Raw genomic sequence first — 22,914 nt, forward strand, 5'->3', positions numbered from 1 at the left:
GGGCAAACCGCGGAAATCAGGCGCGCCGGCGGCGCCACAGTCCGATGCCGCCCACGCCCGCCAGCAGCATCGCCCACGTGGGCGTTTCCGGCACGGCCGGCACCGATTCCGTGCCGGGCAGGGCGGACGACATGGAGAGCGTCGTGCCGTCCGTCCAGAGCAGGTGGTGTTCCGAACCGCCGTACGGGTTGAACTGGTAGTCGTAGACCATCTGCCCGGTCGTGACGAAGTGGCCGCCGCCGTTCAGGCCTTCCGGATCGCTGGAATATTCGCTGATGCCGAACGACAGGCCGCTCTCCGCGGAGAAGCGGAAGCTGTCGGCGTCGCAGTGGTAATAGGTATTGCTGCCCGCCGCGCAGGCCACGTAGTCCTTTGCATCGACCAGCAGCGATGTCAGCTCGCCCCGTTCGAGGACGCCGTCGCCGTTGGCATCGACGCCGGTGAACGAACCGTCGATGCGCAGGTCGGGCAGGAAGGCGGCGGCTTCCTGGTCGTGGAAGCCGGTGTAGCTGAAGGCCCAGTGGGATGTCTGGGCGTGGGCGATTGTGCTGGCCAGCAGCAGGGCGCCGGCGGTGACGGGGAACTTCATGGGCAGGACCTCGGGAATCAACAAGCGCGACAGACGACAGCCTACCTTGCCGTCCACGAAAGTCCTACGGATTTAACATGTGTGTCGCCGCTCAGCCACAGTGCATGAATTATTTCCCTGCCTGCACCACCGGCAGCTCGATCGCGCTCTCCAGCCCCGGCGCGTGATAGATGCGCTGCGTCGCCTTGCGATAATCGCCCGGCTTGGCGTAGAAGATGTTCGGCACGAACGTCTGCGGGTTGCGGTCGTACAGCGGGAACCAGCTGGACTGGATCTGCACCATGATGCGGTGGCCCGGCAGGAACACGTGGTCGACGTTCGGCAGCGCGAAGCGATAGCGCTCGGCCTTGTTCGCGGGGATCGCGGCCGGCTTGTCCAGGCCCTGGTAGTAGCGGCCGCGGAAGATGTCCATCGCGATCGGCAGCTGGTAGCCGCCCATCTCGGGCTGCGCCGCGACTTCGTCCGGGTACACGTCGATCAGCTTGACGACCCAGTCGCTGTCCGTGCCCGACGTCGACGCGTACAGGTCGACCATCGGCTGGCCGGCCAGCTGCAGCGGCGCGGTGAGCGGGGCGGTCGTGTAGGTCAGCACGTCCGGGCGGTCCGAATAGCTGCGCTGGTCCGTCACGAGCCACGGCTTCCACACGCTGGCGTCGGTCATGTGCACGGGACGGGGCACGAACGGCACCGGTTTCGCCGGGTCGGACACGTATTCGTCGAACGCGGCCGTCTTGTCGGCCTTGCCCTGCGCCTTCTCGAAGGCGAGGCCGAAGCCCGGCTTCAGGTACAGCGGCGTGGAGGCCGGCACGAGCGGCCACTGGTCGAGACGGCGCCAGCGATTGACGCCGGTCTGGTACGACCACACGGGCGGCGTGTCGAACGCGGGCGCGCCATCCTTCAGGTACTGGTTGAAGAACGGGAGCATGACTTCACGGCGGAATTCGCGCGCGGTGTCGCCCGTGAATTTCAGCGCGCCCAGCGTCGAGCCTTCGTAGTTGACGCCGCTGTGGCGCCACGGGCCCACCACCAGCGAATTCAGTTTATTCGTCTTGTCCTGCGGCTCGACGGCGGCATAGGTCGCATAGGCGCCGTAGATGTCTTCCTGGTCCCAGCGGCCCACGACGGTCATCGTCGGCACGGACAGCGGACGCCTGGCGAGGATCTTGTCCAGTGCCTGCTCCTGCCAGTAGCTGTCGTAGGCCGGATGCTCGAACAGCTTCTTCGTGAAGTTCAGCTGGTCGACGCCGTAGAGGTGCGCGAAGTCGGACGTGGAGCCCGCGCGCAGCCAGGCGTCGTAGTCGTCGTTGATGCCGGTGACGATCTTCTCGCCTTCGCCGCGTGCCGCGTTCTGGCTCGCGATGTAGGCAAGGTTCGGGTTGCGGAACGCGCCGTTGTGGAACCAGTCGTCGCCGCGCCAGCCGTCGACCATGGGGCTCATCGGCACGGCGGCCTTCAGCGCGGGGTGCGGGTCGACGAGGGCCATCAGCACGGTAAAACCTTCGTAGGACGAGCCGACCATGCCGACCTTGCCGTTCGATTGCGGGATGTTCTTGATCAGCCAGTCGATCGTGTCGTAGGCGTCGGTCGTGTGGTCGACTTGCGTGTTGTTCAGCGGGCCGCGCGCCGGGCGCGTCATCACGTAGTCGCCTTCGGAACCGTACTTGCCGCGCACGTCCTGGAACACGCGGATATAGCCGCTCTCGATGAAGGCGTCGTCGCCGTCGCCGAGAACCGACGTGATGTGCGGGCTCTTCATGCGGCCGGCGCGGCCCGACGCGTTGTACGGCGTGCGCGTCAGCATGATCGGCGCCTTGCCTTCCGCGATGCTCTTCGGGATCACGATCACGGTATGCAGCTTGACGCCGTCGCGCATCGGGATCATGACGTCCTGCTTGACGTAGTCGGCGTTCGGGACCGTCGTCTCGAATTTTCCGGCCGGGATATCCGGCGCCATCGGTGACGTCTGGGCGTGCGCGGCGCTGGCGAAGGCGGCGGCAAGCACGAGGGAAAGGACGGACAGGGACGGCAGGCGGTAACGCGGCATCGGATTGGTCTCCACGGGACGGTTGAGTGAGCAACCTTGGATAAAGATTGCAACAGAGCATGGTACCGAACCGTGGGAAAGTCTGCAAACGCGCCACCAGAATTCGGGGTCAGAGCACGTTTTGCTCAGAATTCGGGGTCAGAGCACATTTTTAGGCACGGTCTTTAGAGCAAGCTTGTGCGCTAGCCGTCACCTGTTCGGATCTACATGCGGCGAGCGGTCGCGGGGCCATGTGAGCATCCCGTAGGGTCAATATCCATCTGGACATTGACCCAAAATGTGCTCTGACCCTGACCCTTCCCCACATATTTTTCTTGTAGGTGGACGGGGTTGCTGTTAGCTTCCGGTGAAAAAAGCTGGTGCATGCATGGCTGTGTTAGCCCTCTCTTTCGTAGCGTCCAAACTGCGAAGGAGAATCAACCATGCACGCACACCGCATCATACAAAATCTATTGGACACGAAGTGTCCCGAGATCCATGCCAAGCGCCGCGGCTGTATAGCGAAAGTGGCAGAGGCCGGCAGAATCGGCGGGCTTGGTGTCGTCAAGATGGGGCGCTGTCTAGACACGAAGACGAGCATTCGTCATCGCATCAAGTGCTGTGATCGTCTGCTGAGTAATCGTCATTTGCCGGCTGAGCGGCTAACGATTTTTCGTGCTCTGGACGAAGCCGTCCTGGCTGGTCATCGGCACATTGCCATTAGTGTCGACTGGTCCAATTTGGTGCCTGACGGAAGCTTGCATCTCTTGCGCGCCGCGGTCACCGTCAAGGGACGTGCCTTGGTTCTTTACGAAGAGGTGCATGCGGAATGCGACCTGGGATCTCCGAAGGTACATCGCCGCTTCCTCGAGACGTTATGCTCGCTATTGCCCGATCAATGCCTGCCGATACTGGTCACTGATGCCGGGTTCCGGGCAACGTGGTTCAAGCTGGCCACGAGAATGCACATTTCGTGGATTGGGCGCATCCGGAACCGTGACATGGTATGTGCCGAAGGATCCGGACAATGGGACGGCTGCAAGACCTGGTATGCCGGAGCGACAGCAAAGCCACGCTGTCTTGGCCGTTTTGAGTATGCACGCTCCAACGCGACGCCATGTCAGCTGGTGCTGTACAAAAAGGCACCTCAAGGGCGCCATCATCGCACCAGCTTCGGCAAGAAGACGACGAGCTCCAATAGCAAGAAAAACAGGGCTACTCAAGTTGAACCGTGGTTACTCGCCGTCTCCCCGGACCTGGAAGCATTGAGTGCGAAACAGGTAGTGGAGATCTACGCTGGCCGGATGCAGATCGAGCAGACCTTCCGGGATTTAAAAAATGCTCAATGGGGAATGGCATTATCAGAGAGCCAGACGCGCGCGCCCCAACGTCTGGAAGTACTCTTGATGCTGGGAGCATTGATCAGCTATGCCCTCTGGCTGATCGGCTTGGCGGCGGCAAGCGCTGGCTACCACATCAATTACGGCAACACGAAGAAGTCGGGGCCCACGCTCTCAATACTAACCCTGGCACGTCATTATTTGGCCGATTGCGTACGACCTCAGTTGGATCGCCACGCCTTCCAGCTCGCCCGACTTACACTGATCAATCTGGTGCAGGTAGTGAAAATTTGAGGGGAAGGGTCAGGCTCTGACCCCGAATTTGCGCCGAAATGTGCTCTGACCCCGAATTGAAAAAATGGCCGGTGGGAACCGGCCGAGAGGATCAGGTGGCCAGGAGCTTGCGGCCTGCCGGCGCAGCGGCGGCCGGCGTGCTTGCCGCCAGCTTGAAGGTGCTGACGACGGCATCCAGTTCGCGTGCCTGTTCCTGCAGCGCGGCGGCTGCTGCGGCGGCTTCTTCGACGAGGGCCGCGTTCTGCTGCGTCGCGTCGTCCATCTGCGCGATCGCCTGGTTGACCTGCGCGATGCCCGTGCTCTGTTCCTGGCTGGACGCCGCGATGTCGCGCATCAGGACTTCCGCGCGGCGCACCGAGGTGACGATCGCTTCCATCGCCTGGCCCGCGCCGTCCGCCAGCGCGCTGCCCGCGTCGACCTTGGCGACGGAGTCGAGGATCAGCTGGCGGATCTCTTTCGATGCCGCCGCCGAGCGCTGCGCCAGGGTGCGCACCTCGCCCGCGACGACGGCGAAGCCGCGGCCCTGTTCGCCCGCGCGCGCGGCTTCCACGGCTGCGTTCAGCGCGAGGATATTGGTCTGGAAGGCGATGCCGTCGATGACGCCGATGATCTCGGAAATCTTGCGCGAGCTTTGCGTGATGGCGCCCATCGTGCGCACGACTTCCGCCACGACGGCGCCGCCTTTCTCGGCCGACTGCGCCGTCTCGGACACGAGGCGGTTCGCTTCCATCGCATGCTCGGCGTTGTGGCGCACGGTGGTCGTCAATTCTTCCATCGCGGCCGCCGTCTCTTCGATGCTCGACGCCTGCGCTTCCGTGCGCGCCGACAGGTCCAGGTTGCCGCGTGCGATTTCCTCGGTCGCGTCGGCGATCACATGGCTGCTGTCGCGCACCTTGCCGATCGTGCCGCTCAGCGAGCCGACGAAGCGGTTGAACGCCTGCGCCAGCTTGCCGACTTCGTCCTCGCCGTCGGCCTGCAGACGGCGGCTCAGGTCACCTTCACCGTCGGCGATCTCGCCCAGCATGCCGGCCGCGCCCATCACCGGCGCCGAGATGGCGCCCGCGACGAACCAGATCGCGGCGAGACCGACGGCACCGCCGACGAGCGCCGCAACGATGGCGGACACCGCGGCCGTCTGTCCGATGTTGCCGAGCACTTCGGCCTCCGGCACCTCGGCCACGACGTACAGGTTCAGCTCCGGCACATACGACGAGGCGACGAACTGGCGGCCCGCCGGCGCGTCGTAGCGCGCGGAGGCAAAGGCCTGCTTGCCCAGCAGCGAACGTACGAGTTCGGGCGTGAAGCCGGCCTGCTTGTCGAGGGTGTGGCGACCGTCGAGCAGGCTGCGGTCGCGGTGGACCAGCAGCGTGCCGTCGGTGCTCACCAGGTAGACGTAGCCGGATTTGCCGAGGCGGTAGTTGCGGATGCTGTTCGCCAGCGCTTCGGCAGAGAGGCCCAGGCCGGCGACCGCCAGCTTGCCGCCCGGCGTCTGCACGCGCGCGTCGATGAACAGCATGTAGACGCCCGTGGTGCCATCCTTGTCCAGGTTGAGCGAATAGGACACGCCGCTGTCGAGGAATTTCTTGAACCACGCATCCTTGTCCGACTTCTTGTCGATCATGCGGTCGAGGCCCTTTTCGGTGAAGTATTTCGACGTCGTGTCCGACACCCATAACACGGTGGCCGCATGGTTGGCGTCCTGCAGGCGCTTGGACTGCGCGGTCCACGCGGCGAGGCCGTCGTCCGGATTGCCGGCGTCTTCCCACGCCTGCAGGAAGGTGTTGTTCGCCAGCGTCTGCGAGATCGCGGCGGGCTCCGCGATCTGGCGCTGGATGTCGTTGCGGATGGCGCTGACCTGGGCCGGCAATTCATTGTCGACGACGCGCTCGCGCATCTGCGCGCTCGTCATCGAAATGGACAAGGTGGAGGAAATGGCGATGAAGACGAGCAGGCACACGCCCATGCTGAGCATGAGCTTGCTGCGGATGCCGAGTTGACGAAAGTTCATGAGCGTGAATTGATTTGTGGAAAGTCACATGGAGTGTAATCAGGGAAGCGTTGGATGAAGCCCGTAATTCGTGAACTTCGTCAAATTTCATGCCTTGACGCGGCATCTCTACAACGTTCTTTTATAGTCTTGTAAATGGTCAGGGAGCTGATCTTTCCAGCGATATATGGGCTATCTTCCCTTGAGTATGTTGTCGGTTTGCTTCTTGTCCGCACGCAAGAATGCTAAGCTACCGCCTTTCCCATCCCGGTACACGCTGATGATCGTCGTCCATCACCTGAACAACTCGCGCTCCCAGCGCATCCTGTGGCTGCTGGAAGAACTGGGCCTGGACTACGAGATCAGGAAATACCAGCGCGATCCGAAGACGATGCTGGCGCCGCCCGAACTGCGCGCCGTGCACCCGCTCGGCAAGTCGCCCGTGATCCAGGACGGCGACACGATCGTGGCCGAATCGGGCGCGATCGTCGAATACCTCGTCGACCGCTACGCCCCCGCATTGGCACCGAAGCCCGGCACGCCCGAGCGGCTGCGCTACACGTACTTCCTGCACTACGCGGAAGGCTCGGCGATGCCGCCGCTGCTGTTGAAACTCGTGTTCGACCAAGTGGAGAAGAGCCCGGCGCCGTTCTTCGTGCGCCCGATCGCCAAGGCCATCGCGAACAAGGTCAAGAGCAGCTACGTGCTGCCGCAGATCCGCCAGCACCTGGCGTACCTGGAGGGAGAATTAAGCACGCGCACGTGGTTCGCGGGCGACGAGTTTTCCGCCGCCGACATCCAGATCAGCTTTCCGCTGGAAGCCGCAGCCGCGCGCGGAGGATTGGATGCACAATATCCGAACCTCGTCGCCTTCCTCGACAAGATCCACGCGCGCCCGGCCTACAAGCGCGCGCTCGAACGCGGCGGGCAATACGACTTTGTAAAGTAAGAGATACATGGCGAAGCTGCTGGCCATCGACGGCCTGAACATCGTGCGGCGCGTGTACGAGGCGAGTCCCGAGCCGGACTCCGACCTCAAGGCGAGCATCGCCCTGCGCCACGCGTTCTCGTCGTTCCGCAACCTGCTGGAAGCGCATGCGCCCACGCACGTGCTGGCCGCGTTCGACTACGGCGGCGCCACATGGCGGCACGCGCTGTATCCGCGCTACCGGGAAGGTCGGGCGCCCATGCCGGGCGTGCTGCGCGAGGCGCTGCCGGCATTCCACGACCGCCTGCGCAGCGTCGGGCTGCACGTACTGATGCTGCCCGAGGTCGAGGCCGACGACGTGATCGGCACGGGCGTGATGCGCTGGCTGGCGGAAGGGCGCGGCGACGCCGTCGTCGCCACCACCGACAAGGACCTGCACCCGCTGATCGCGCACGGCGCGCTCGTGTGGGATCATTTCAAGGGCGAGTGGCACGACGACGCCTGGGTGCGCAACAAGTTCGGCGTCGCGCCCGAGCGCCTGCACGACCTGCTGGCGCTGATGGGCGACCCGACCGACGGCGTGCCGGGCGTGTCGAAGATCGGCATGAAGACGGCGGCGCGGCTGCTGAATGCGTACGGCGACCTGGACGCTGTCATGGCCGGCGCCGGCATCCTCAAGACGCCGCTGGGCGAACGCCTGCGCGCGGAGCGCGAGATCCTCGAGGTGTCGCGCAAGCTGGTACAACTGAAGACCGACGTGCGGCTGGGCGTCACGTGGAACATGCTGGCCTACGAGTCAGACTGAAGAAAGGAAATCGATGCTCAAGGCGATCATCGTCGACGGCAGCGCGGTGGCGCGCGGCCTCCTCAACACGGTGCTGACGGACGGCGGCTACGACGTGGCCGGCCAGGCCCATACGGCGGCGGCCGGGTTCGCGCTCGCGCTCAGGCACCAGCCGCACATCTTCTGCATCGCGCGCGAACAGTTCGAGGATGGCCGGGAAGCCGTCGACCAGCTGCGCGCGCAACTGCCCAAGACGCTGATCTTCATGGTCTCGGGCTCGCTCGACGCACCCGCCATCCAGGCCGCGGTCGCGGCCGGCGTGCACGGCTTCATCGTCAAGCCGTTCAAGGCCGACACGGTGCTGCGCACGATCCGCAATACCGTCATCTCCATCGTCAAGAAGCACCGCGGGCCTTGACCTTCAGGTTCGGCGCCGCGGCTCGCGGTCCAGCTCGCACAGCGTGCCGAGGGCGTGGCCGCCCGCATCGGCCAGCGGCACGCCGGCGTAGAAGCGCACGGCATTCTCCTTGCATGTGTGTCACTCATCCAAAAAATTGACGGATTTGATTTGTTGCTTTCCCGCGTATTCGGCAAGTATTTGATTATATGACCGAATTATTTATTGACCACAGGAAATTTGCCGATCAGAATCCAATGAATTAGTCAAATCCGTCAAATCACTGAAGGCAACCATGCCCCTGACCCACCTCCGCCCGCGTGGCGAAGCCGCCCGTCTCGATGTGTTGCGCAAGCTGAACCTGCTCGACACGCCCCCGAGCGAGGCCTTCGACCGCATCACCCGCATGGCCGCCCAGTTGTTCGGGCTGCCCATCGCGGCCGTGTCGCTGACGGACAGCAACCGCCAGTGGTTCAAGTCGCGCGTGGGCGTCGAGCGCGACTCGATCCCGCGCATGAAGGCGCCGTGCGGGCAGGTGGCCGACGAGCGCGCGCTGCTGGTCATCGAGGACCTGCAGCTGGAAGCGTGCTATCACGACAGCGTGCTGGCCGCGTCGGGCGTGCGTTTCTACGCGGGCGCGCCGCTCGTCACGCACGACGGCTGGTGCCTGGGCGCGATGTGCGTGCTGGGCCCGAGCCCGCGCACGATCACGGACGCCGAGCGCGTGGCGCTGACCGACCTCGCGGCGATGGTGATGGAACAGATCGAGCTGCAGCATGCGCTGGGCCGCGTCGACGCCGTCAGCGGCCTGCCGAACCGCACGCAGTTCCTCGACGATTTCAAGGACCTCAACATGGACAGCCCGCGTGGCGAACACCGCCTCGCCGCGCTCGTGAACCTGGCGAGCCCGGAGCAGCTGGGCAACGCGATGCGCGCGATGGGGGCGTCCTACCAGGACGAGATCGTCGGCGAGGCCGTGCGCATGCTGGACTCGACGATCGGCAAAACGGGTACCGTGTACCACATCGGCGCGACGGAATTCGCCTTTGTCGCGCCGGCCGGCACCGAGCTGGATGGGTTCTGCGCGGACCTGGAAGACTGGCTGCGCCAGCGCGCGCAATCGGTGACGTCGCGCTTCGTGACGACGGCGACGGTGGGCGTCGTGCCGTTCCAGATCGGCCCCACCGCGTGCGCGGACCTGCTGCGCAACCTGCACTCGGCGGCGCACCACGCGTTCGAGATGGACCGCGGCGTGTCCGTGTTCTCGCGGGAGCAGGACGCCGTGTACCGGCGCCGCTTCTGGCTCATCAACGAATTCGGCGCGGCGCTCGAGAACAGCGGCCAGCTGCGGCTCGTGTACCAGCCCAAGGTCGACCTGGACAGCGGCGCGTGCATCGGCGCGGAAGCGCTGCTGCGCTGGACGCATCCGACGTTCGGCGACGTGTCGCCGGCCGAGTTCATTCCCATCGTCGAGCAGACGTCGATGGTGCGCGCGACCACGCGCTGGGTCGTGGAGACGGCGCTGCGCCAGCTGGCGGCGTGGTGGGAAGCGGGTATCGAACTGCAGGTGGCCGTCAACGTGTCGGTCGTGAACCTGCTGGAGCCGGACTTCTGCGAGCGCATCGTCGACGGCCTGCGCCGCCACGGCCTGCCGGCATCGAGCCTCGCGCTGGAGATCACGGAGAGTGCGCTGATGAAGAACCCGCGGCTGGCCGAGGCCACCCTGCAGGCGCTGGATGCGGCCGGCGTGCGGCTCGCGATCGACGATTTCGGCACGGGCTACAGCAGCCTGGCCTATCTGCAAAGCCTGCCGGCGCAGGTGGTCAAGATCGACCAGTCGTTCGTGCGCGGTATCGAACGGGACGAGCGCAAGCGCTCACTGGTGGCGGCGATGATCAAGCTGTCGCACGACCTGGGGCACCGCGTGGTGGCGGAAGGCGTGGAGACGGCGGATGTCGTGGATGTGCTGAAGGAGGTGGATTGCGACGAAGCGCAGGGCTATCTGTATGCGCGGCCCCTGGCGCCGCAGGCGTTCGTGCAGTGGGTGGAAAAACGCGGCAAGGCGGAACTCGCTACCGCCTGAACGTCACCCCCGCGGAGCGAGGGGCCAGGTTTTGCGCGTATCGAAACGCATGCAGGGACGTCGCCCCCGCGGAGGCGGGGGCCCAGGTTTTGCGCGTATCGAAACGCATGCAGGGATTGGATCCCCGCCTGCGCGGGGATGACGGTTTTGAAGTTGCGTGCAGGTTTTACGCCGCGTCCTTCGCCGCCGCCAGCAACCCCATCTCTTCCGACCCGAGCAGCTTGTCGATATCGAGCAGGATGAGCATGCGCTCGTCGACGGTGCCCAGCCCGCGCAGGTATTCGCCCGACACGGTGGCGCCCAGGTCCGGGGCCGGCTTGATCTGGTCCGGCGTCAGCGTGACGACGTCCGAGACGCTGTCCACCACCATGCCGATCGTGTGCTTGTTGATGTTCAGGACGATCACGACGGTGAACGCGTCATAGGTCGGCGCGCCCACGTTGAACTTGATGCGCATGTCGACGATCGGCACGATGCTGCCGCGCAGGTTGACGACGCCCTTCAGGTACTCGGGCGCGTTGGCGATGCGCGTGACGGCGTCGTAGCCGCGGATTTCCTGGACCTTCAGGATGCTGATGGCGTATTCCTCGCCGCCCAGGCGGAACGACAGCACTTCGGTCGCGTTGTTGATGTCTTCAGCCATGATATCCCTCGCTAATTTCCATGTGGCAATATAACGAGAGATTACGACATTTTTGTGTCAGATACGATGGGCAAATGACAATCGCGCACAAAAATGCCGCAACTGCGGGATGGACGCAACAATCAGACGGCGCTCGCCGTATCGATGATGCCGCCGCCCAGGCAGACGTCGCCGTCGTACAGCACGGCCGACTGGCCCGGCGTCACGGCCCATTGCGGGTCGGTGAAGTCGAGCGTGAAGCGATCGAGGCCTTCCGGCGTCACCGTGCACGGCACGTCGGCCTGGCGGTAGCGCGTCTTGGCCGACAGTGGACGGGGCTCCGGAGGTGCGCCCGCGATCCAGCTGGCCTGGCCCGCGCCGAGACGCTCCGACAGCAGCCACGGGTGGTCGTGGCCCTGCACGATGTACAGCGTGTTGGTGGCGATGTCCTTGCGCGCCACGAACCACGGCTCGCTCGTGCCGTCCGCATTCTTGTGCGACTTCAGGCCGCCGATGCCGATGCCCTTGCGCTGGCCCAGCGTGTAGAACGACAGGCCCACGTGCTCGCCCACGGTCTGGCCGTTATCGAGTTTCATCGGGCCCGGCCTGTGCTGCAGGTAGCGCCCGAGGAATTCGCGGAACGGGCGCTCGCCGATGAAGCAGATGCCGGTCGAATCCTTTTTCGCCGCGTTCGGCAGGTTCAGCTTTTCCGCGATCTTGCGCACTTCCGTCTTGGCGATCTCGCCCAGCGGGAACAGCGATTTCGACAACTGCGCCTGGTTCAGGCGGTGCAGGAAGTAGCTCTGGTCCTTGGTCGAATCGAGCGCTTTCAACAGCTCGAACTTGCCGGTCGAGACGTTCTGGCGCACGCGCGCATAGTGCCCGGTCGCGATCAAATCGGCGCCCAGCTTCATCGCGTGGTCGAGGAAGGCCTTGAACTTGATCTCGGCGTTGCACAGCACGTCCGGGTTCGGCGTGCGGCCGGCCTGGTACTCGCGCAGGAATTCCGCGAACACGCGGTCCTTGTATTCGGCGGCGAAGTTGACCGCCTCGATGTCCACGCCGACGACGTCGGCCACGCTGGCCGCGTCGATCCAGTCCTGGCGCGTGGAACAGTATTCGGAATCGTCGTCGTCTTCCCAGTTCTTCATGAACAGGCCGACGACTTCATAGCCCTGTTCCTTCAACATCCAGGCCGCGACCGAGGAGTCGACGCCGCCCGACATCCCGATCACGACTTTCTTTTTGTGCATAGCTTCAGGTTACGTCCGGTTTGATGGTTAGCCCGCTGTTATACACCGAGTGGTCCGTGTACAGCAGGTCCAGCGGGGTGCGCTTGCCCGCCAGGTAATCGTCCACGCAGCGCAGCACGATGGGGCTGCGGTGGCGCTCCTGGCACGCGGCCAGTTCGTCGCGCGTGAGCCACAGCGTGCGCAGGATGCCGTGGTCCAGAGCCTGGTCGTACTGCCTGCCGGCCTTGCCGCAGAACGTGAAGCGCAAATACGTCACGTCGTGCCCGCGCGATTTCGAGTGGTAACGCGACAGATACATGCCGACGAGGGCTTCCGGGATGAACTCGTGCGCCGTCTCTTCCATCGCCTCGCGGATCACCGCCTGTTCAAGCGATTCGTGGGGGTCGAGGTGGCCGGCGGGCTGGTTCAGGCGGATGCCGTCGCTGGTTTCTTCTTCGATCAACAGAAAGCGGCCATCGCGCTCGATGATCGCGGCGACGGTGACTGACGGTCTGAAGGTATGGGTCATGCGCGTCCTTGTAGTGAGCCGACATTCTACCTTGATGGAACGTGCGTTGCTCGGGCGCACGCTGCGCCGCAACAGTTCGAGTCAAGGAAACTTATTGATATAAGACAAAACGAGGCGAGATTTGTCTAGGTTGCAATGGTATGAGCTATGAAAATCGCTTATCTGTTTCTGAAAAACCACTATCTGTATTGATCGGGTGTATTACATGCTAGATTGTAGACAGTTAATTAACTACACGGAGGCATCATGAGAATTGGTGTGCCGGCCGAATCGAGGCCGGGCGAAACGCGTGTCGCAGCAACTCCCGAAACCGTCAAGAAGCTGGCCGCCCAGCACGAAGTCATCGTGCAGTCGGGCGCCGGCCTTCATGCTGCCGCGATCGATGATGCCTATGCCGCCGCCGGCGCCCGCATCGGGACCGCGGCGGAAGCGCTCGGGGCCGACCTCGTCCTGAAAGTACGTAGTCCGAACGCGGAAGAGCGTGCGCTGATGACGCCGGGCGCCGCCCTCGTCGGCATGCTCAATCCGTTCGATACCGACAACCTGGCCGCGCTGGCCCAGCAGCGCATCACGTCGTTCGCGCTCGAAGCGGCGCCCCGGATCACGCGCGCCCAGTCGATGGACGTGCTGTCGTCGCAGGCCAATATCGCCGGCTACAAGGCGGTGATGATGGCCGCCAACGCGTACCAGCGCTTCATGCCGATGCTCATGACTGCCGCCGGCACCGTGAAAGCGGCGCGCGTGCTGATCATGGGCGTGGGCGTCGCCGGCTTGCAGGCCATCGCGACCGCCAAGCGCCTGGGCGCCGTCATCGAGGCCTCCGACGTGCGTCCGCCCGTGAAGGAACAGGTGGAATCGCTGGGCGCCAAGTTCATCGACGTGCCGTTCCTCACGGACGAGGAACGCGAGATCGCGAAAGGTGTCGGCGGCTATGCGCGCCCGATGCCGGCCGACTGGATGCGCCGCCAGGCGGAACTCGTGCACGAGCGCGCGAAGCTGGCGGACATCGTCATCACGACCGCGCTGATCCCGGGCCGCAAGGCGCCCGTGCTCATCGCGGAAGAGACGGTGCGCGCGATGAAACCGGGCTCCGTGATCGTCGACATGGCCATCGAACAGGGCGGCAACTGCCCGCTGACGGAACTCGGCAAGACGGTCGTCAAGCATGGCGTGACGATCATCGGCGAGCCGAACCTGCCGGCGCTGGTCGCGGCCGACGCGTCGGCCCTGTACGCGCGCAACGTGCTGGACTTCCTGAAGCTCGTGATCGACAAGGACGGGAAACTCGTCATCGACCGCGAGGACGAGATCGTGCGCGCGGTGCTGGTCGCCATCGATGGCGACGTGTTACGCAAATAGAAGGGGAGGGGACGCCATGGAAATCAGCCATACCATCATCAACCTGATCATCTTCGTGCTGGCGATCTACGTCGGCTACCACGTGGTGTGGACCGTCACGCCCGCGCTGCACACGCCGCTGATGGCGGTGACGAACGCCGTATCGGCCATCATCATCGTCGGCGCCATGCTGGCGGCCGGCCTGACGGAAGGCCTGACGGGGCAAGTTGCCGGCACCATCGCCGTCGCGCTGGCCGCCGTGAACGTGTTCGGCGGCTTCCTCGTGACCCAGCGCATGCTGGAGATGTTCAAGAAGAAGGAACCGAAAGCGAAGGGGCTGCCTGCCGCGAAGGATGCCGCCGGCGCCGTCCATGCCAAGGAGGCCGCATGAACATGATCAGCATGAACGTCGTGACGCTCTTGTACCTCGTGGCGTCCGTGTGCTTCATCCAGGCCTTGAAGGGTTTGTCCTCGCCGTCGACCGCGCGCATGGGCAACGCGTTCGGCATGACGGGCATGGGCATCGCCGTCATCACGACCATCGCCCTGATGTTCAAGCTGAAGGAGCAGATGCAGACGGGCGGCATGGGCTTCGGCCTCGTGCTGCTCGGCGTCGTGGTCGGCGGGGCGATCGGTGCCGTGGCAGCGAAGCGCGTCGAGATGACCAAGATGCCGGAGCTGGTCGCCGCGATGCACTCGCTGATCGGGCTCGCCGCGGTGTGCATCGCCATCGCGGCCGTGTCGGAGCCGTGGGCTTTCAACATCGCCGCGCGCGGCGAAGGGCTCCCGTTCGGCAACCGGTTGGAACTCTTCATCGGCACGTTCGTCGGCGCCGTCACGTTCTCCGGTTCCGTGATCGCGTTCGGCAAGCTGGCCGGCAAATACAAATTCCGGCTGTTCCAGGGCGCGCCCGTGCGCTACCCGGGCCAGCACATGATCAACCTGGTCGTCGCCCTCGCCATCGTCGGCCTGGGCCTCGCGTTCTGCTTTTCGGACGGCGCGGCACCGGCATGGACGCCATACATCGTGATGGCCGTGCTGTCGTTCATCCTGGGCGTGCTGATCATCATCCCGATCGGCGGCGCGGACATGCCCGTCGTCGTGTCGATGCTGAACTCGTACTCCGGCTGGGCGGCGGCCGGCATCGGCTTCTCGCTCAACAACTCGATGCTGATCATCGCGGGCTCGCTGGTGGGCTCGTCGGGTGCGATCCTGTCGTACATCATGTGCAAGGCGATGAACCGCTCGTTCTTCAACGTGATCCTGGGCGGCTTCGGCGGCGAGGCGGTAGCGGCAGATACCGGCGGCGCGAAGGAACAGCGCCCCGTCAAATCGGGCTCGCCGGAAGACGCGGCGTTCATCCTGCAGAACGCGGAATCCGTCATCATCGTGCCGGGCTACGGTCTCGCCGTGGCGCGCGCCCAGCACACGGTGAAGGAGCTGGTCGACAAGCTGACGGAACACGGCGTGCAGGTGCGCTACGCGATCCACCCGGTGGCGGGCCGCATGCCGGGCCACATGAACGTGCTGCTGGCGGAAGCGGAAGTCCCGTACGACCAGGTCGCGGAGATGGAAGACATCAACGGCGAATTCGGCCAGACGGACGTGGTGCTCGTGCTGGGTGCGAACGACGTTGTAAACCCGGCCGCGAAGGATCCGAAATCGCCGATCGCGGGGATGCCGATTCTCGAGGCCTACAAGGCCAAGAGCATCATCGTCAACAAGCGGTCGATGGCGTCCGGGTATGCGGGGCTGGACAACGATCTCTTCTATCAGCCGAACACGATGATGGTGTTCGGCGATGCGAAGAAGGTCATTGAATCGATGGTGAAGGCGGTCGAGTGATTACCTGCGGCCGAACATCATCAGTTCGGCCAGCAGCATCCGCGCCGGTTTCATTGTGTCCAGCGCCGCAAGCGCGAGCCCGAACAGCGGCTGCAGCGGCCCCGTATCCGCGAACACGCGCGCCATCGCATCCGTCGTGCGGATGATGGCGCCGCGGTCGCGCGCACGTTCCTCGGCGAAGCGGAACAACGCGTCCGCGATGCCTCCGCCCTGCTCGATCCCGTGCGCCAAGGATCGAGCCAATAAGCGCGCGAGCACGGCCGCATCGCGCAGGCCGAGATTCAGTCCCTGGCCCGCGACCGGATGCAGCGTTTGCGCCGCGTTGCCGATCGCGACCGTGCGCGCCGAGAAGCGCGGATCCGCATTCAGCCCGAGCGGAAACGCCGCCCGTTCCGATGCGCGCGTAAAGGTGCCGAGACGTTCGCCGAACGCGTCGCCCAGCTGGCGCAGGAATTCAGGCTCGCCCAGGTCCAGCAACTGCTGCGCGCGTTCCGGCCGCACGCACCACACGAGCGCATATTGGTGGCCATCGGGGCCGTCCTGCGGCAGCAGCGCGAGCGGGCCTTCGTCCGTGAAGCGTTCGAAGGCGCGGTGCGGTATGCCCTGGCTGCACGACACGCGCGCGATGACCGCGGTTTGCACGTAGTCGCGCCGCCGGGTGCGTTCCGCCTGTTCGCCGAACACGCCGCCTTCGGCCTGCACGGCCACCTTCGCATGGAGTTTGCGGCCATCGTCCAGGTCGAGCACGACGCCGTCGCGGTCTTCGACGAGCGCCGTCACGCGCACGGGGCGCAAGGTCTGCACGCCCGCGCGGTCGCAGGCGCGCACCAGCGCGTCGACGACGTCGCCGTAGCGCGCCACATAGCCCAGCGCGTCGACATCGTGTTCGGCGCGGTCCATCAGGCTGCGGCCCAGGTGGCCGCGGCGCGACACGTGGATCTGGTGGATCGGCGTCGCGTGCGGCTGCACGTTGGCCCACGCGCCCACGTCGACGAGCAGCTGGCGGCTGCCCCACGACAGCGCGATCGAGCGCGGATCGGAGATCGCCTGGCCCAGCGCCTTCGCATCGACGAGCGCGATGCGCTTCGGTTCGACCCCGCGGCGCGCCATCAATGCGGCCAGCGCGAGGCCGACCGGGCCGGCGCCGCAGATCGCGACATCGACGGACAGAGTGTCTTCAGCCATGCGTGGTCCCCACGATCGCTTCGATCTCGGCAACCGACTTCGGCGCGGACGCCGTCAGCAAACGGTAGCCGTCCCTGGTCACGACGACGTCGTCCTCGATGCGGATGCCGATGTGCCAGAAGCGTTCCGGCACGCCGTCGGCCGGGCGCACGTAGATGCCCGGTTCCACCGTCACGACCATGCCTTCCTGCAGCGGCCGCGAGGGCTTGTCGGCCTGCGTCACGTCACGGTAGGCGCCCACGTCGTGCACGTCCATGCCGAGCCAGTGGCCCGTGCCGTGCATGTAGAACGGGACGTGGGCCTTGTCGGCAATGGCGTCGTCGACGGTGGCGTATTTCGTCTTGTCGATGAGGCCCAGGTCCAGCATGCCCTGCACGAGCACGCGCAGCGCCGCTTCGTGGAAGGCGCTGTACGGCCGGCCCGGCGCGATGGCCTTGAACGCCGCGTCCTGCGCCGCCAGTACGAGCTCGTAGAGTGTCCTCTGGGCGTCCGTGAAGCGTCCATTCACCGGGAACGTGCGGGTGATGTCGGATGCGTAGCCATCCAGCTCGCAGCCGGCGTCGATCAGCACGAGATCGCCGTCCTGCATCTGCCGGTCATTGACGTTGTAATGCAGGATGCAGGCGTTCGGACCGGATGCCACGATGGGCGTGTAGGCCGGGAACTGGGCGCCGTGCTTGCGGAAGGCGTACAGCAGTTCCGCTTCCAGTTCGTATTCGAACATGCCGGGCTGCGCCGCGCGCATCGCGCGTGCGTGCGCGCCGCCCGAGATCTCGCCGGCGCGCAGCATCAGCGCCTGTTCGTCGGCGTCCTTGATCAACCGCATTTCGTCCAGCAGCGGCAGCAGGTTGACGACCGTGTCGGGCGCCGTCGTGCCGGTGCGGCCTTGCGCGCGCACGGCCTTGATCCAGCCGGTCACCTGCGCATCGAGCGCCGCGTTCGACGCCACCGCGTAGTACAGCGCGGGCGCGTTGGCGAGGATGCGCGCCATGTGCGTATCGAGTTCGCCGATGGGATAGGCGTCGTCGAAACCGAACGCCGTGCGCGCCGCTTCCGGGCCGTGGCGGTAGCCGTCCCAGATCTCGCGTTCGACGTTCTTCTCGCGGCAGAACAGGATGGCGCGGGCCGGCTTGTCGCCGTGCGCGGCGACGAGTACCAGCACGCTTTCCGGCTCCGCGAAGCCGGTCAGGTAGTAGAACGAACTGTCGTGGCGGTAGGGATAGTCGCTGTCGCCGTTGCGCAGGACTTCCGGCGCGGTGGGCAGCACGGCCACGCTGCCGGGCTGCATCTGCGCGGCCAGGCGCGCGCGCCGTTTCCCGTACTGTGCCGCATCGTCCATCAGGCGCCCGCCTTTGAAACGGAGCCCGGTGGCGCGTTGAGTTCTTCCAGCTGGCGCACGGTGCCCACGTTGACCCATTGGCCATCGTAGATCTCGCCGCCCACGCGACCCTGATCAATGAACTTGCGCATCAGCGGGCCGAATTTCAGGAACTCGCCCGCCTTGATCCCGTCAAACATTTCAGGGCGATAGACGCCGATGCCGGCGAAATTCCACTTCGGGTTGCCGTCGTTGGACAAGGTGTACATCGTGAGGCCGAAGTCGCCGTCCGGGTTGTGCCACGGGTTCGGCGTCAGGTACAGCCAGGCGATGTCGCGCTTCTCGGTCGGAATGAGCTGGCCGACGGCGTCGTGGTCCTTCAGCACGTCCAGGACTTGCTCGAAGTCGAAGTAGGGCGCGTAGATGTCGCCGGAGACGGCCAGGAACGGTTCGTCGCCGAGCAGGTGCAGGGCGTTGGCGATGCCGCCGGCCGTTTCCAGCGGCGTCGGCTCGTGCGAGTAGACGATGCGCGCGCCGTAGCGGCTGCCGTCACCCAGCTCTTCCTCGATCATGTGGCCGAGGTGGGAATGGTTGATGACGATGTCCTTGATGCCGGCGCGCACGAGGTTCAGCACGTGCCAGGTGATGAGGGGACGGCCCCGCACCTTGAGCAGGGGCTTGGGGCAGGTGTCGGTCAGCGGACGCATCCGCTCGCCGCGGCCCGCGGCGAAGATCATGGCTTTCATCGGCTTGTCTTCAGAAGGTGTAGCCGACCTGCGGCGCCTTGTCCTCGAGCGCGTCGAGCAGGCGCAGGAGCGGCTTGAGTTCGGTGTAGCGGTTGGCGGTCTTGCGCACGTAATCGATTACCGTGGGCAGGTCGCCCAGGTAGTGGGATTTGCCGTCGCGGTAGTTCAGGCGGCAGAAGATGCCGAGGATTTTCAGGTGGCGCTGCAGGGCCATGTATTCGAAGTCGCGGTAGAACGCGTCGATGTCCGGATTGACGGGCAGGCCGACCTGCTTCGCGCTTTGCCAGTAACGCACGACCCAGTCCAGCACGAATTCCTCGTCCCACTGGATGTAGGCGTCGCGCAGCAGCGAGGCCAGGTCGTAGGTGACGGGGCCATAGACGGCGTCCTGGAAATCCAGCACGCCCGGGTTGCCCTGGTCGAGGAACATCAGGTTGCGCGAATGGAAATCGCGGTGCATGTAGACCTGCTGTTGCGCCAGCACGTTCGCCGTGATCGCCTCGAACACTTTATCCAGCTGGGCGCGCTGGATGTCGTTCAGCCTGGCGCCCAGGTGGCGTTCGATGAACCACTCGGGGAACAGGTTCAGCTCGCGCAGGACGAACGCGCGGTCGAATTCCGGCAGCACGCCGGCCTGGCTCGTCATCTGGAACTTGATCAGGGCGTCGATGGCGTCCGAATACATGAACGGCGCGTTGTCGACGTCCAGGCGCTGCAAATAGGTCGTCGTGCCGAGGTCGGACAGCAGCAGGAAGCCGGTTTCCACGTTGCGGGCCACGATGGCGGGCACGGTGACGCCGGCGTCGCGCAGCAGGCCGTCGACGTGGATGAACGCGGGCACGTTTTCGCGCTCCGGCGGGGCGTCCATGGCGATGAGCGTATCACCCAGCTTGTCGCGTAGCGCCGGCACAACATCGAGGCGGAAGTAGCGGCGGAAACTCGCGTCGGCCGACGCGGGGCGCAGGCTGGCGACGTCGACCAGGTCCAGCGGGACGAGCCATTCGGTCAGCTGGGCGAGGCGGGCATCCTTGTCGGAGGCGGAGGGAGCGTGTTGAGGCGAAGAAGACATGAAGCGTCCCGGTGAACGGGTTCGTGACTGGTTGGTAAGTTTGCCCATGCGCGGGCAGGGCGGTTCGGGTGTAATGATACGTCATTTGCACCCGCATCGGACCATCCGGGGCTAAGGTGGGAAAGATCCCATTGTTAAAATTGTATCTATCGGTAAAAATCATTTCTCTTTGAAAATCAAAGGGTTATGGTCCACCGTCGCGCTTCCAAAGTATTACCGTTGGGCCGACTAACGCGACCGTGCCGCACGAATTCCCCTATAATAAGGGATTCAATCCAAACAATCGCCCTCCATGGTGCAACGCGATCTTTCATGAGCTGGATGACGGCCCTACCATTCCCGCGGCGGCGAACTGCCGCCGCTGTGTCCGCCCTCGTGGCCGTGGCCGCGGGACCGCTGTATGCGCAAACGGCGACACCGGCTGCCCCCCGCACCGACGAGCAGGACCTGCCGATCACGATGCGCGCCGAGTCGTTCAGCGGCCGCCCGGACCGCATCCTGAACATGGAGCGCAACGTCGAGATCACGCGCGGCGCCACCGGCGTCACGGCGGACACGGCGTGCTACCGCCGCGTCGAGGACGAGGTCACGGCCGAGGGCCACATCACGATGTGGCGCTTCGGCGACCGCTACAAGGGCGACGCCCTGCAGCTGAACCTGGAAACTGGTAAAGGCTGGGTGCTGCATCCCGAATATCGTCTGGTGATGAACAATGCGCAGGGCAAGGCGCAGCGCATCAACTTCCTGGGCGAGGACCAGGCCGTCGTCGTCGACGGCACGTACAGCACGTGCGAAGGCCCCGATCCGGACTGGTATCTTAAATCCAGCACGCTGCGCCTGGACCAGGGCCGCGACGTCGGCACGGCCGGCAAGACGATCATCTATTTCAAGGACGTGCCCATCATCGGCACGCCCGCGCTGTCGTTCTCGCTGTCGGGCGCGCGCCGCTCCGGCTGGCTGCCGCCGACGATCGGCGTCGGCTCCAAGGGTTCGGCCGAGCTGATGGTGCCGTATTACGTCAACATCGCGCCCAACCGCGACCTGACGCTGTTCCCGCGCTACATCTTCGCGCGCGGCCTGCAACTGGGCGCGACGGGGCGCTACATGGGCGAGACCGACCGCGGTCCGTACCACGGCGAGACGCACGTCGAATACCTCGCGAACGACCGGCTGGCGCACCGCAATCGCTGGTGGGTCGACACGCTGCACAACCAGTACCTGGACTCCAACTGGACGTTCGGCTGGAACGCGCACGCGGCGTCCGACAACGAATACCCGTCCGACTTCTCGCGCACCGTGGCGGCCAGCGCCGAGCGCCAGCTGCTGCGCGAACTGCGCACGGACTACTACGGCCAGTACTGGAACCTGACGGCGCGCGTGCAGAGCTACCAGGTGCTGCAGGACCCGGGTGCCGTCGCGAATCCGGACCTGACCGTGGCCACGCCGTACAACCGCCTGCCGACGATTAACTTCCACGCCGGCCGCTACGACGTGCTGGGCGGTTTCGACTGGGCGGTGGACGCGGAGGCGACGCGCTTCACGCACCCGGACGACAAGCAGGTGCAGGGCGACCGCGCCAACATGGTCGCGCAGGTGAGCTATCCGTGGGTGCATCCGGGCTGGTTCGTCACGCCCAAGCTGATGCTGCACGCGACGCAGTACAACCTGACGCACAACGCAGTCGGCGCGGACGACAAGATCTCGCGCGTGCTGCCCACGTTCTCGCTGGACAGCGGCCTCGTATTCGAGCGCAAGACGTCGTTGTTCGGGCCGGACGGCACGCAGACGCTGGAGCCGCGCTTGTTCTACGTGCGCACGCCGTACAAGAACCAGGACGACATCCCGAACTTCGACACGGGCGTCGCCGGTTTCAACTACGCCCAGCTGTTCACGGAAAACCGCTTCGTCGGTGCCGACAAGGTGTCGGATGCGAACCAGCTGACGGCGGCGATCGTGTCGCGCTTCATCGAGTCCAACGGCGCCGAACGCCTGCGCCTCGCGGTCGGCAGCCGCTATTACTTCACCGATCCGCGCGTGCGCCTGAACTCGAACGAGCAAAGCAACCAGACCCGCTCGGACGCGCTGGTCGCGGCGTCGGGCCGCATTTCGGAGTCGTGGACCTTCGACAGCGGCGTACAATACGATGCACAGGCGCGCAGCCTGTACAGCTCGAATGTCGGGGTGCAGTGGCAGCCGGCCCCGATGAAGGTGTTGAACCTCGAATACCGCTACCAGCGCGACACCTTCGGCATCGCCAACGGCTTCCGCAACGCCGACGTCTCGGGCCAGTGGCCGCTGTCGCAGCGGTGGTATGGTGTGACCCGGGTCAGCTACTCGGTGCGCGACCGCAAGCTGCTCGAGAGCCTCGTCGGGCTCGAGTACAAGGCGGATTGCTGGGTGTTCCGCATGGGCGCACAGCGCTTCGTGACCGCCGCGCAGAACGTCTCGACGACGAGCTTCTTCCAGCTCGAGCTGAACGGCCTGTCGCACCTGGGCTTCGGTAACCCGCTGGAGACTTTCAACAAGAGCATTCCCGGCTACACCCGGCTGAACACCAACGTCGGCCGCCCCTGACCGGGCCATGGACAACTAGATACCTGAAATG

General features: G+C 65.0%; 19 protein-coding genes. 9 read left to right on the forward strand and 10 right to left on the reverse strand.

What is annotated here, in order from left to right; translation table 11 throughout:
• Positions 1 to 16 precede the first annotated feature (16 nt).
• Both ACEN9G_RS15020 and ACEN9G_RS15025 read right to left on the reverse strand, forming a co-directional pair.
• Positions 17 to 589, reverse strand: coding sequence for a PEP-CTERM sorting domain-containing protein (locus ACEN9G_RS15020; protein ID WP_413340709.1), 573 nt, complete (start codon positions 587 to 589; stop codon positions 17 to 19).
• 109 nt (positions 590 to 698) lie between these two features.
• Positions 699 to 2,633, reverse strand: a complete 1,935-nt coding sequence (locus tag ACEN9G_RS15025; protein ID WP_413340711.1) for a CocE/NonD family hydrolase — start codon at positions 2,631 to 2,633, stop codon at positions 699 to 701.
• A gap of 422 nt (positions 2,634 to 3,055) precedes the next feature.
• Between ACEN9G_RS15025 and ACEN9G_RS15030 the strand changes: the two genes are divergently transcribed.
• Positions 3,056 to 4,246, forward strand: a complete 1,191-nt coding sequence (locus tag ACEN9G_RS15030) for an IS4 family transposase (protein WP_413346191.1) — start codon at positions 3,056 to 3,058, stop codon at positions 4,244 to 4,246.
• Between the two features lie 91 nt (positions 4,247 to 4,337).
• On the opposite strand, the gene ACEN9G_RS15035 is transcribed toward ACEN9G_RS15030, so the two are convergent.
• A complete protein-coding gene (locus ACEN9G_RS15035) occupies positions 4,338 to 6,254 on the reverse strand; it encodes a methyl-accepting chemotaxis protein (RefSeq protein WP_483126734.1) in 1,917 nt (638 codons plus the stop codon).
• Positions 6,255 to 6,513: 259 nt separating this feature from the next.
• On the opposite strand from ACEN9G_RS15035, the gene ACEN9G_RS15040 reads away from it, so the two are divergent.
• The 4 genes from ACEN9G_RS15040 to ACEN9G_RS15055 all read left to right on the forward strand — a co-directional run bounded on the left by ACEN9G_RS15040 (position 6,514) and on the right by ACEN9G_RS15055 (position 10,425).
• Positions 6,514 to 7,182, forward strand: a complete 669-nt coding sequence (locus tag ACEN9G_RS15040) for a glutathione S-transferase (protein WP_413338053.1) — start codon at positions 6,514 to 6,516, stop codon at positions 7,180 to 7,182.
• 7 nt (positions 7,183 to 7,189) lie between these two features.
• Positions 7,190 to 7,966, forward strand: a complete 777-nt coding sequence (locus tag ACEN9G_RS15045) for a 5'-3' exonuclease (RefSeq protein ID WP_413338051.1) — start codon at positions 7,190 to 7,192, stop codon at positions 7,964 to 7,966.
• A 13-nt stretch (positions 7,967 to 7,979) separates the two neighbouring features.
• Positions 7,980 to 8,363 carry a response regulator gene (locus ACEN9G_RS15050; RefSeq protein ID WP_056123907.1) on the forward strand — a complete coding sequence of 128 codons (384 nt, stop codon included), beginning with the start codon at positions 7,980 to 7,982 and terminating at the stop codon, positions 8,361 to 8,363.
• Between the two features lie 274 nt (positions 8,364 to 8,637).
• A complete protein-coding gene (locus ACEN9G_RS15055) occupies positions 8,638 to 10,425 on the forward strand; it encodes a putative bifunctional diguanylate cyclase/phosphodiesterase (protein WP_413338049.1) in 1,788 nt (595 codons plus the stop codon).
• A 166-nt stretch (positions 10,426 to 10,591) separates the two neighbouring features.
• Here ACEN9G_RS15055 and ACEN9G_RS15060 read toward each other — a convergent pair whose 3' ends face one another.
• The 3 genes from ACEN9G_RS15060 to ACEN9G_RS15070 all read right to left on the reverse strand — a co-directional run bounded on the left by ACEN9G_RS15060 (position 10,592) and on the right by ACEN9G_RS15070 (position 12,808).
• On the reverse strand, positions 10,592 to 11,068 hold the full coding sequence (locus ACEN9G_RS15060; protein WP_413338047.1) for a chemotaxis protein CheW: 477 nt from the start codon (positions 11,066 to 11,068) through the stop codon (positions 10,592 to 10,594).
• Positions 11,069 to 11,190: 122 nt separating this feature from the next.
• Positions 11,191 to 12,300 (reverse strand): tRNA 2-thiouridine(34) synthase MnmA, encoded by a 1,110-nt coding sequence (gene mnmA / locus ACEN9G_RS15065; protein WP_413338045.1) that lies wholly within the window; start codon positions 12,298 to 12,300, stop codon positions 11,191 to 11,193.
• A 4-nt stretch (positions 12,301 to 12,304) separates the two neighbouring features.
• On the reverse strand, positions 12,305 to 12,808 hold the full coding sequence (locus tag ACEN9G_RS15070; protein WP_413338043.1) for an NUDIX hydrolase: 504 nt from the start codon (positions 12,806 to 12,808) through the stop codon (positions 12,305 to 12,307).
• Positions 12,809 to 13,054: 246 nt separating this feature from the next.
• Here ACEN9G_RS15070 and ACEN9G_RS15075 point away from each other — a divergent pair, with 246 nt between their 5' ends.
• From ACEN9G_RS15075 to ACEN9G_RS15085, 3 genes are read left to right on the forward strand one after another with little or no spacing between them, the layout of a single operon-like run.
• Positions 13,055 to 14,167: a Re/Si-specific NAD(P)(+) transhydrogenase subunit alpha gene (locus ACEN9G_RS15075; RefSeq protein WP_413338041.1), complete on the forward strand. Its 1,113-nt coding sequence runs from the start codon at positions 13,055 to 13,057 to the stop codon at positions 14,165 to 14,167.
• A gap of 16 nt (positions 14,168 to 14,183) precedes the next feature.
• Positions 14,184 to 14,537, forward strand: a complete 354-nt coding sequence (locus tag ACEN9G_RS15080) for an NAD(P) transhydrogenase subunit alpha part 2 (protein WP_413338040.1) — start codon at positions 14,184 to 14,186, stop codon at positions 14,535 to 14,537.
• Positions 14,534 to 15,991: an NAD(P)(+) transhydrogenase (Re/Si-specific) subunit beta gene (locus tag ACEN9G_RS15085; RefSeq protein WP_413338038.1), complete on the forward strand. Its 1,458-nt coding sequence runs from the start codon at positions 14,534 to 14,536 to the stop codon at positions 15,989 to 15,991. Before ACEN9G_RS15080 ends, ACEN9G_RS15085 begins: the two co-directional genes overlap by 4 nt.
• Here the strand turns inward: ACEN9G_RS15085 and ACEN9G_RS15090 are convergent, their stop codons facing one another.
• Genes ACEN9G_RS15090 through ACEN9G_RS15105 form a run of 4 tightly spaced genes read right to left on the reverse strand, consistent with a single transcriptional unit; the run spans position 15,992 to position 20,309 of the window.
• Entirely contained in the window at positions 15,992 to 17,176 is a 1,185-nt protein-coding gene (locus ACEN9G_RS15090; RefSeq protein WP_413338036.1) for an FAD-dependent monooxygenase, read from the reverse strand.
• Entirely contained in the window at positions 17,169 to 18,515 is a 1,347-nt protein-coding gene (pepP, locus tag ACEN9G_RS15095) for a Xaa-Pro aminopeptidase (protein ID WP_413338034.1), read from the reverse strand. The genes ACEN9G_RS15090 and pepP overlap by 8 nt, the downstream gene beginning before the upstream one ends.
• On the reverse strand, positions 18,515 to 19,240 hold the full coding sequence (murU, locus tag ACEN9G_RS15100; protein WP_413338032.1) for an N-acetylmuramate alpha-1-phosphate uridylyltransferase MurU: 726 nt from the start codon (positions 19,238 to 19,240) through the stop codon (positions 18,515 to 18,517). Before murU ends, pepP begins: the two co-directional genes overlap by 1 nt.
• Positions 19,241 to 19,250: 10 nt before the next feature.
• Positions 19,251 to 20,309 (reverse strand): aminoglycoside phosphotransferase family protein, encoded by a 1,059-nt coding sequence (locus tag ACEN9G_RS15105; protein WP_483126735.1) that lies wholly within the window; start codon positions 20,307 to 20,309, stop codon positions 19,251 to 19,253.
• A gap of 312 nt (positions 20,310 to 20,621) precedes the next feature.
• On the opposite strand from ACEN9G_RS15105, the gene ACEN9G_RS15110 reads away from it, so the two are divergent.
• Positions 20,622 to 22,883 carry an LPS-assembly protein LptD gene (locus ACEN9G_RS15110; protein ID WP_413338029.1) on the forward strand — a complete coding sequence of 754 codons (2,262 nt, stop codon included), beginning with the start codon at positions 20,622 to 20,624 and terminating at the stop codon, positions 22,881 to 22,883.
• Positions 22,884 to 22,914 lie beyond the last annotated feature (31 nt).

The organism is Massilia sp. Masssp94 (genome assembly GCF_059491305.1).

What these genes read in the sequence shown, in the direction of transcription:
- pepP (WP_413338034.1), bottom strand. Translation starts at nt 18,515, where the DNA reads ATGGACGATGCGGCACAGTACGGGAAACGGCGCGCGCGCCTGGCCGCG.
- ACEN9G_RS15080 (WP_413338040.1), top strand. Translation starts at nt 14,184, where the DNA reads ATGGAAATCAGCCATACCATCATCAACCTGATCATCTTCGTGCTGGCG.
- ACEN9G_RS15090 (WP_413338036.1), bottom strand. Translation starts at nt 17,176, where the DNA reads ATGGCTGAAGACACTCTGTCCGTCGATGTCGCGATCTGCGGCGCCGGC.
- ACEN9G_RS15035 (WP_483126734.1), bottom strand. Translation starts at nt 6,254, where the DNA reads ATGAACTTTCGTCAACTCGGCATCCGCAGCAAGCTCATGCTCAGCATG.
- ACEN9G_RS15075 (WP_413338041.1), top strand. Translation starts at nt 13,055, where the DNA reads ATGAGAATTGGTGTGCCGGCCGAATCGAGGCCGGGCGAAACGCGTGTC.
- ACEN9G_RS15110 (WP_413338029.1), top strand. Translation starts at nt 20,622, where the DNA reads ATGAGCTGGATGACGGCCCTACCATTCCCGCGGCGGCGAACTGCCGCC.
- murU (WP_413338032.1), bottom strand. Translation starts at nt 19,240, where the DNA reads ATGAAAGCCATGATCTTCGCCGCGGGCCGCGGCGAGCGGATGCGTCCG.
- ACEN9G_RS15050 (WP_056123907.1), top strand. Translation starts at nt 7,980, where the DNA reads ATGCTCAAGGCGATCATCGTCGACGGCAGCGCGGTGGCGCGCGGCCTC.
- ACEN9G_RS15060 (WP_413338047.1), bottom strand. Translation starts at nt 11,068, where the DNA reads ATGGCTGAAGACATCAACAACGCGACCGAAGTGCTGTCGTTCCGCCTG.
- ACEN9G_RS15020 (WP_413340709.1), bottom strand. Translation starts at nt 589, where the DNA reads ATGAAGTTCCCCGTCACCGCCGGCGCCCTGCTGCTGGCCAGCACAATC.
- ACEN9G_RS15045 (WP_413338051.1), top strand. Translation starts at nt 7,190, where the DNA reads ATGGCGAAGCTGCTGGCCATCGACGGCCTGAACATCGTGCGGCGCGTG.
- ACEN9G_RS15030 (WP_413346191.1), top strand. Translation starts at nt 3,056, where the DNA reads ATGCACGCACACCGCATCATACAAAATCTATTGGACACGAAGTGTCCC.
- ACEN9G_RS15085 (WP_413338038.1), top strand. Translation starts at nt 14,534, where the DNA reads ATGAACATGATCAGCATGAACGTCGTGACGCTCTTGTACCTCGTGGCG.
- mnmA (WP_413338045.1), bottom strand. Translation starts at nt 12,300, where the DNA reads ATGCACAAAAAGAAAGTCGTGATCGGGATGTCGGGCGGCGTCGACTCC.
- ACEN9G_RS15025 (WP_413340711.1), bottom strand. Translation starts at nt 2,633, where the DNA reads ATGCCGCGTTACCGCCTGCCGTCCCTGTCCGTCCTTTCCCTCGTGCTT.
- ACEN9G_RS15040 (WP_413338053.1), top strand. Translation starts at nt 6,514, where the DNA reads ATGATCGTCGTCCATCACCTGAACAACTCGCGCTCCCAGCGCATCCTG.
- ACEN9G_RS15055 (WP_413338049.1), top strand. Translation starts at nt 8,638, where the DNA reads ATGCCCCTGACCCACCTCCGCCCGCGTGGCGAAGCCGCCCGTCTCGAT.
- ACEN9G_RS15105 (WP_483126735.1), bottom strand. Translation starts at nt 20,309, where the DNA reads ATGTCTTCTTCGCCTCAACACGCTCCCTCCGCCTCCGACAAGGATGCC.
- ACEN9G_RS15070 (WP_413338043.1), bottom strand. Translation starts at nt 12,808, where the DNA reads ATGACCCATACCTTCAGACCGTCAGTCACCGTCGCCGCGATCATCGAG.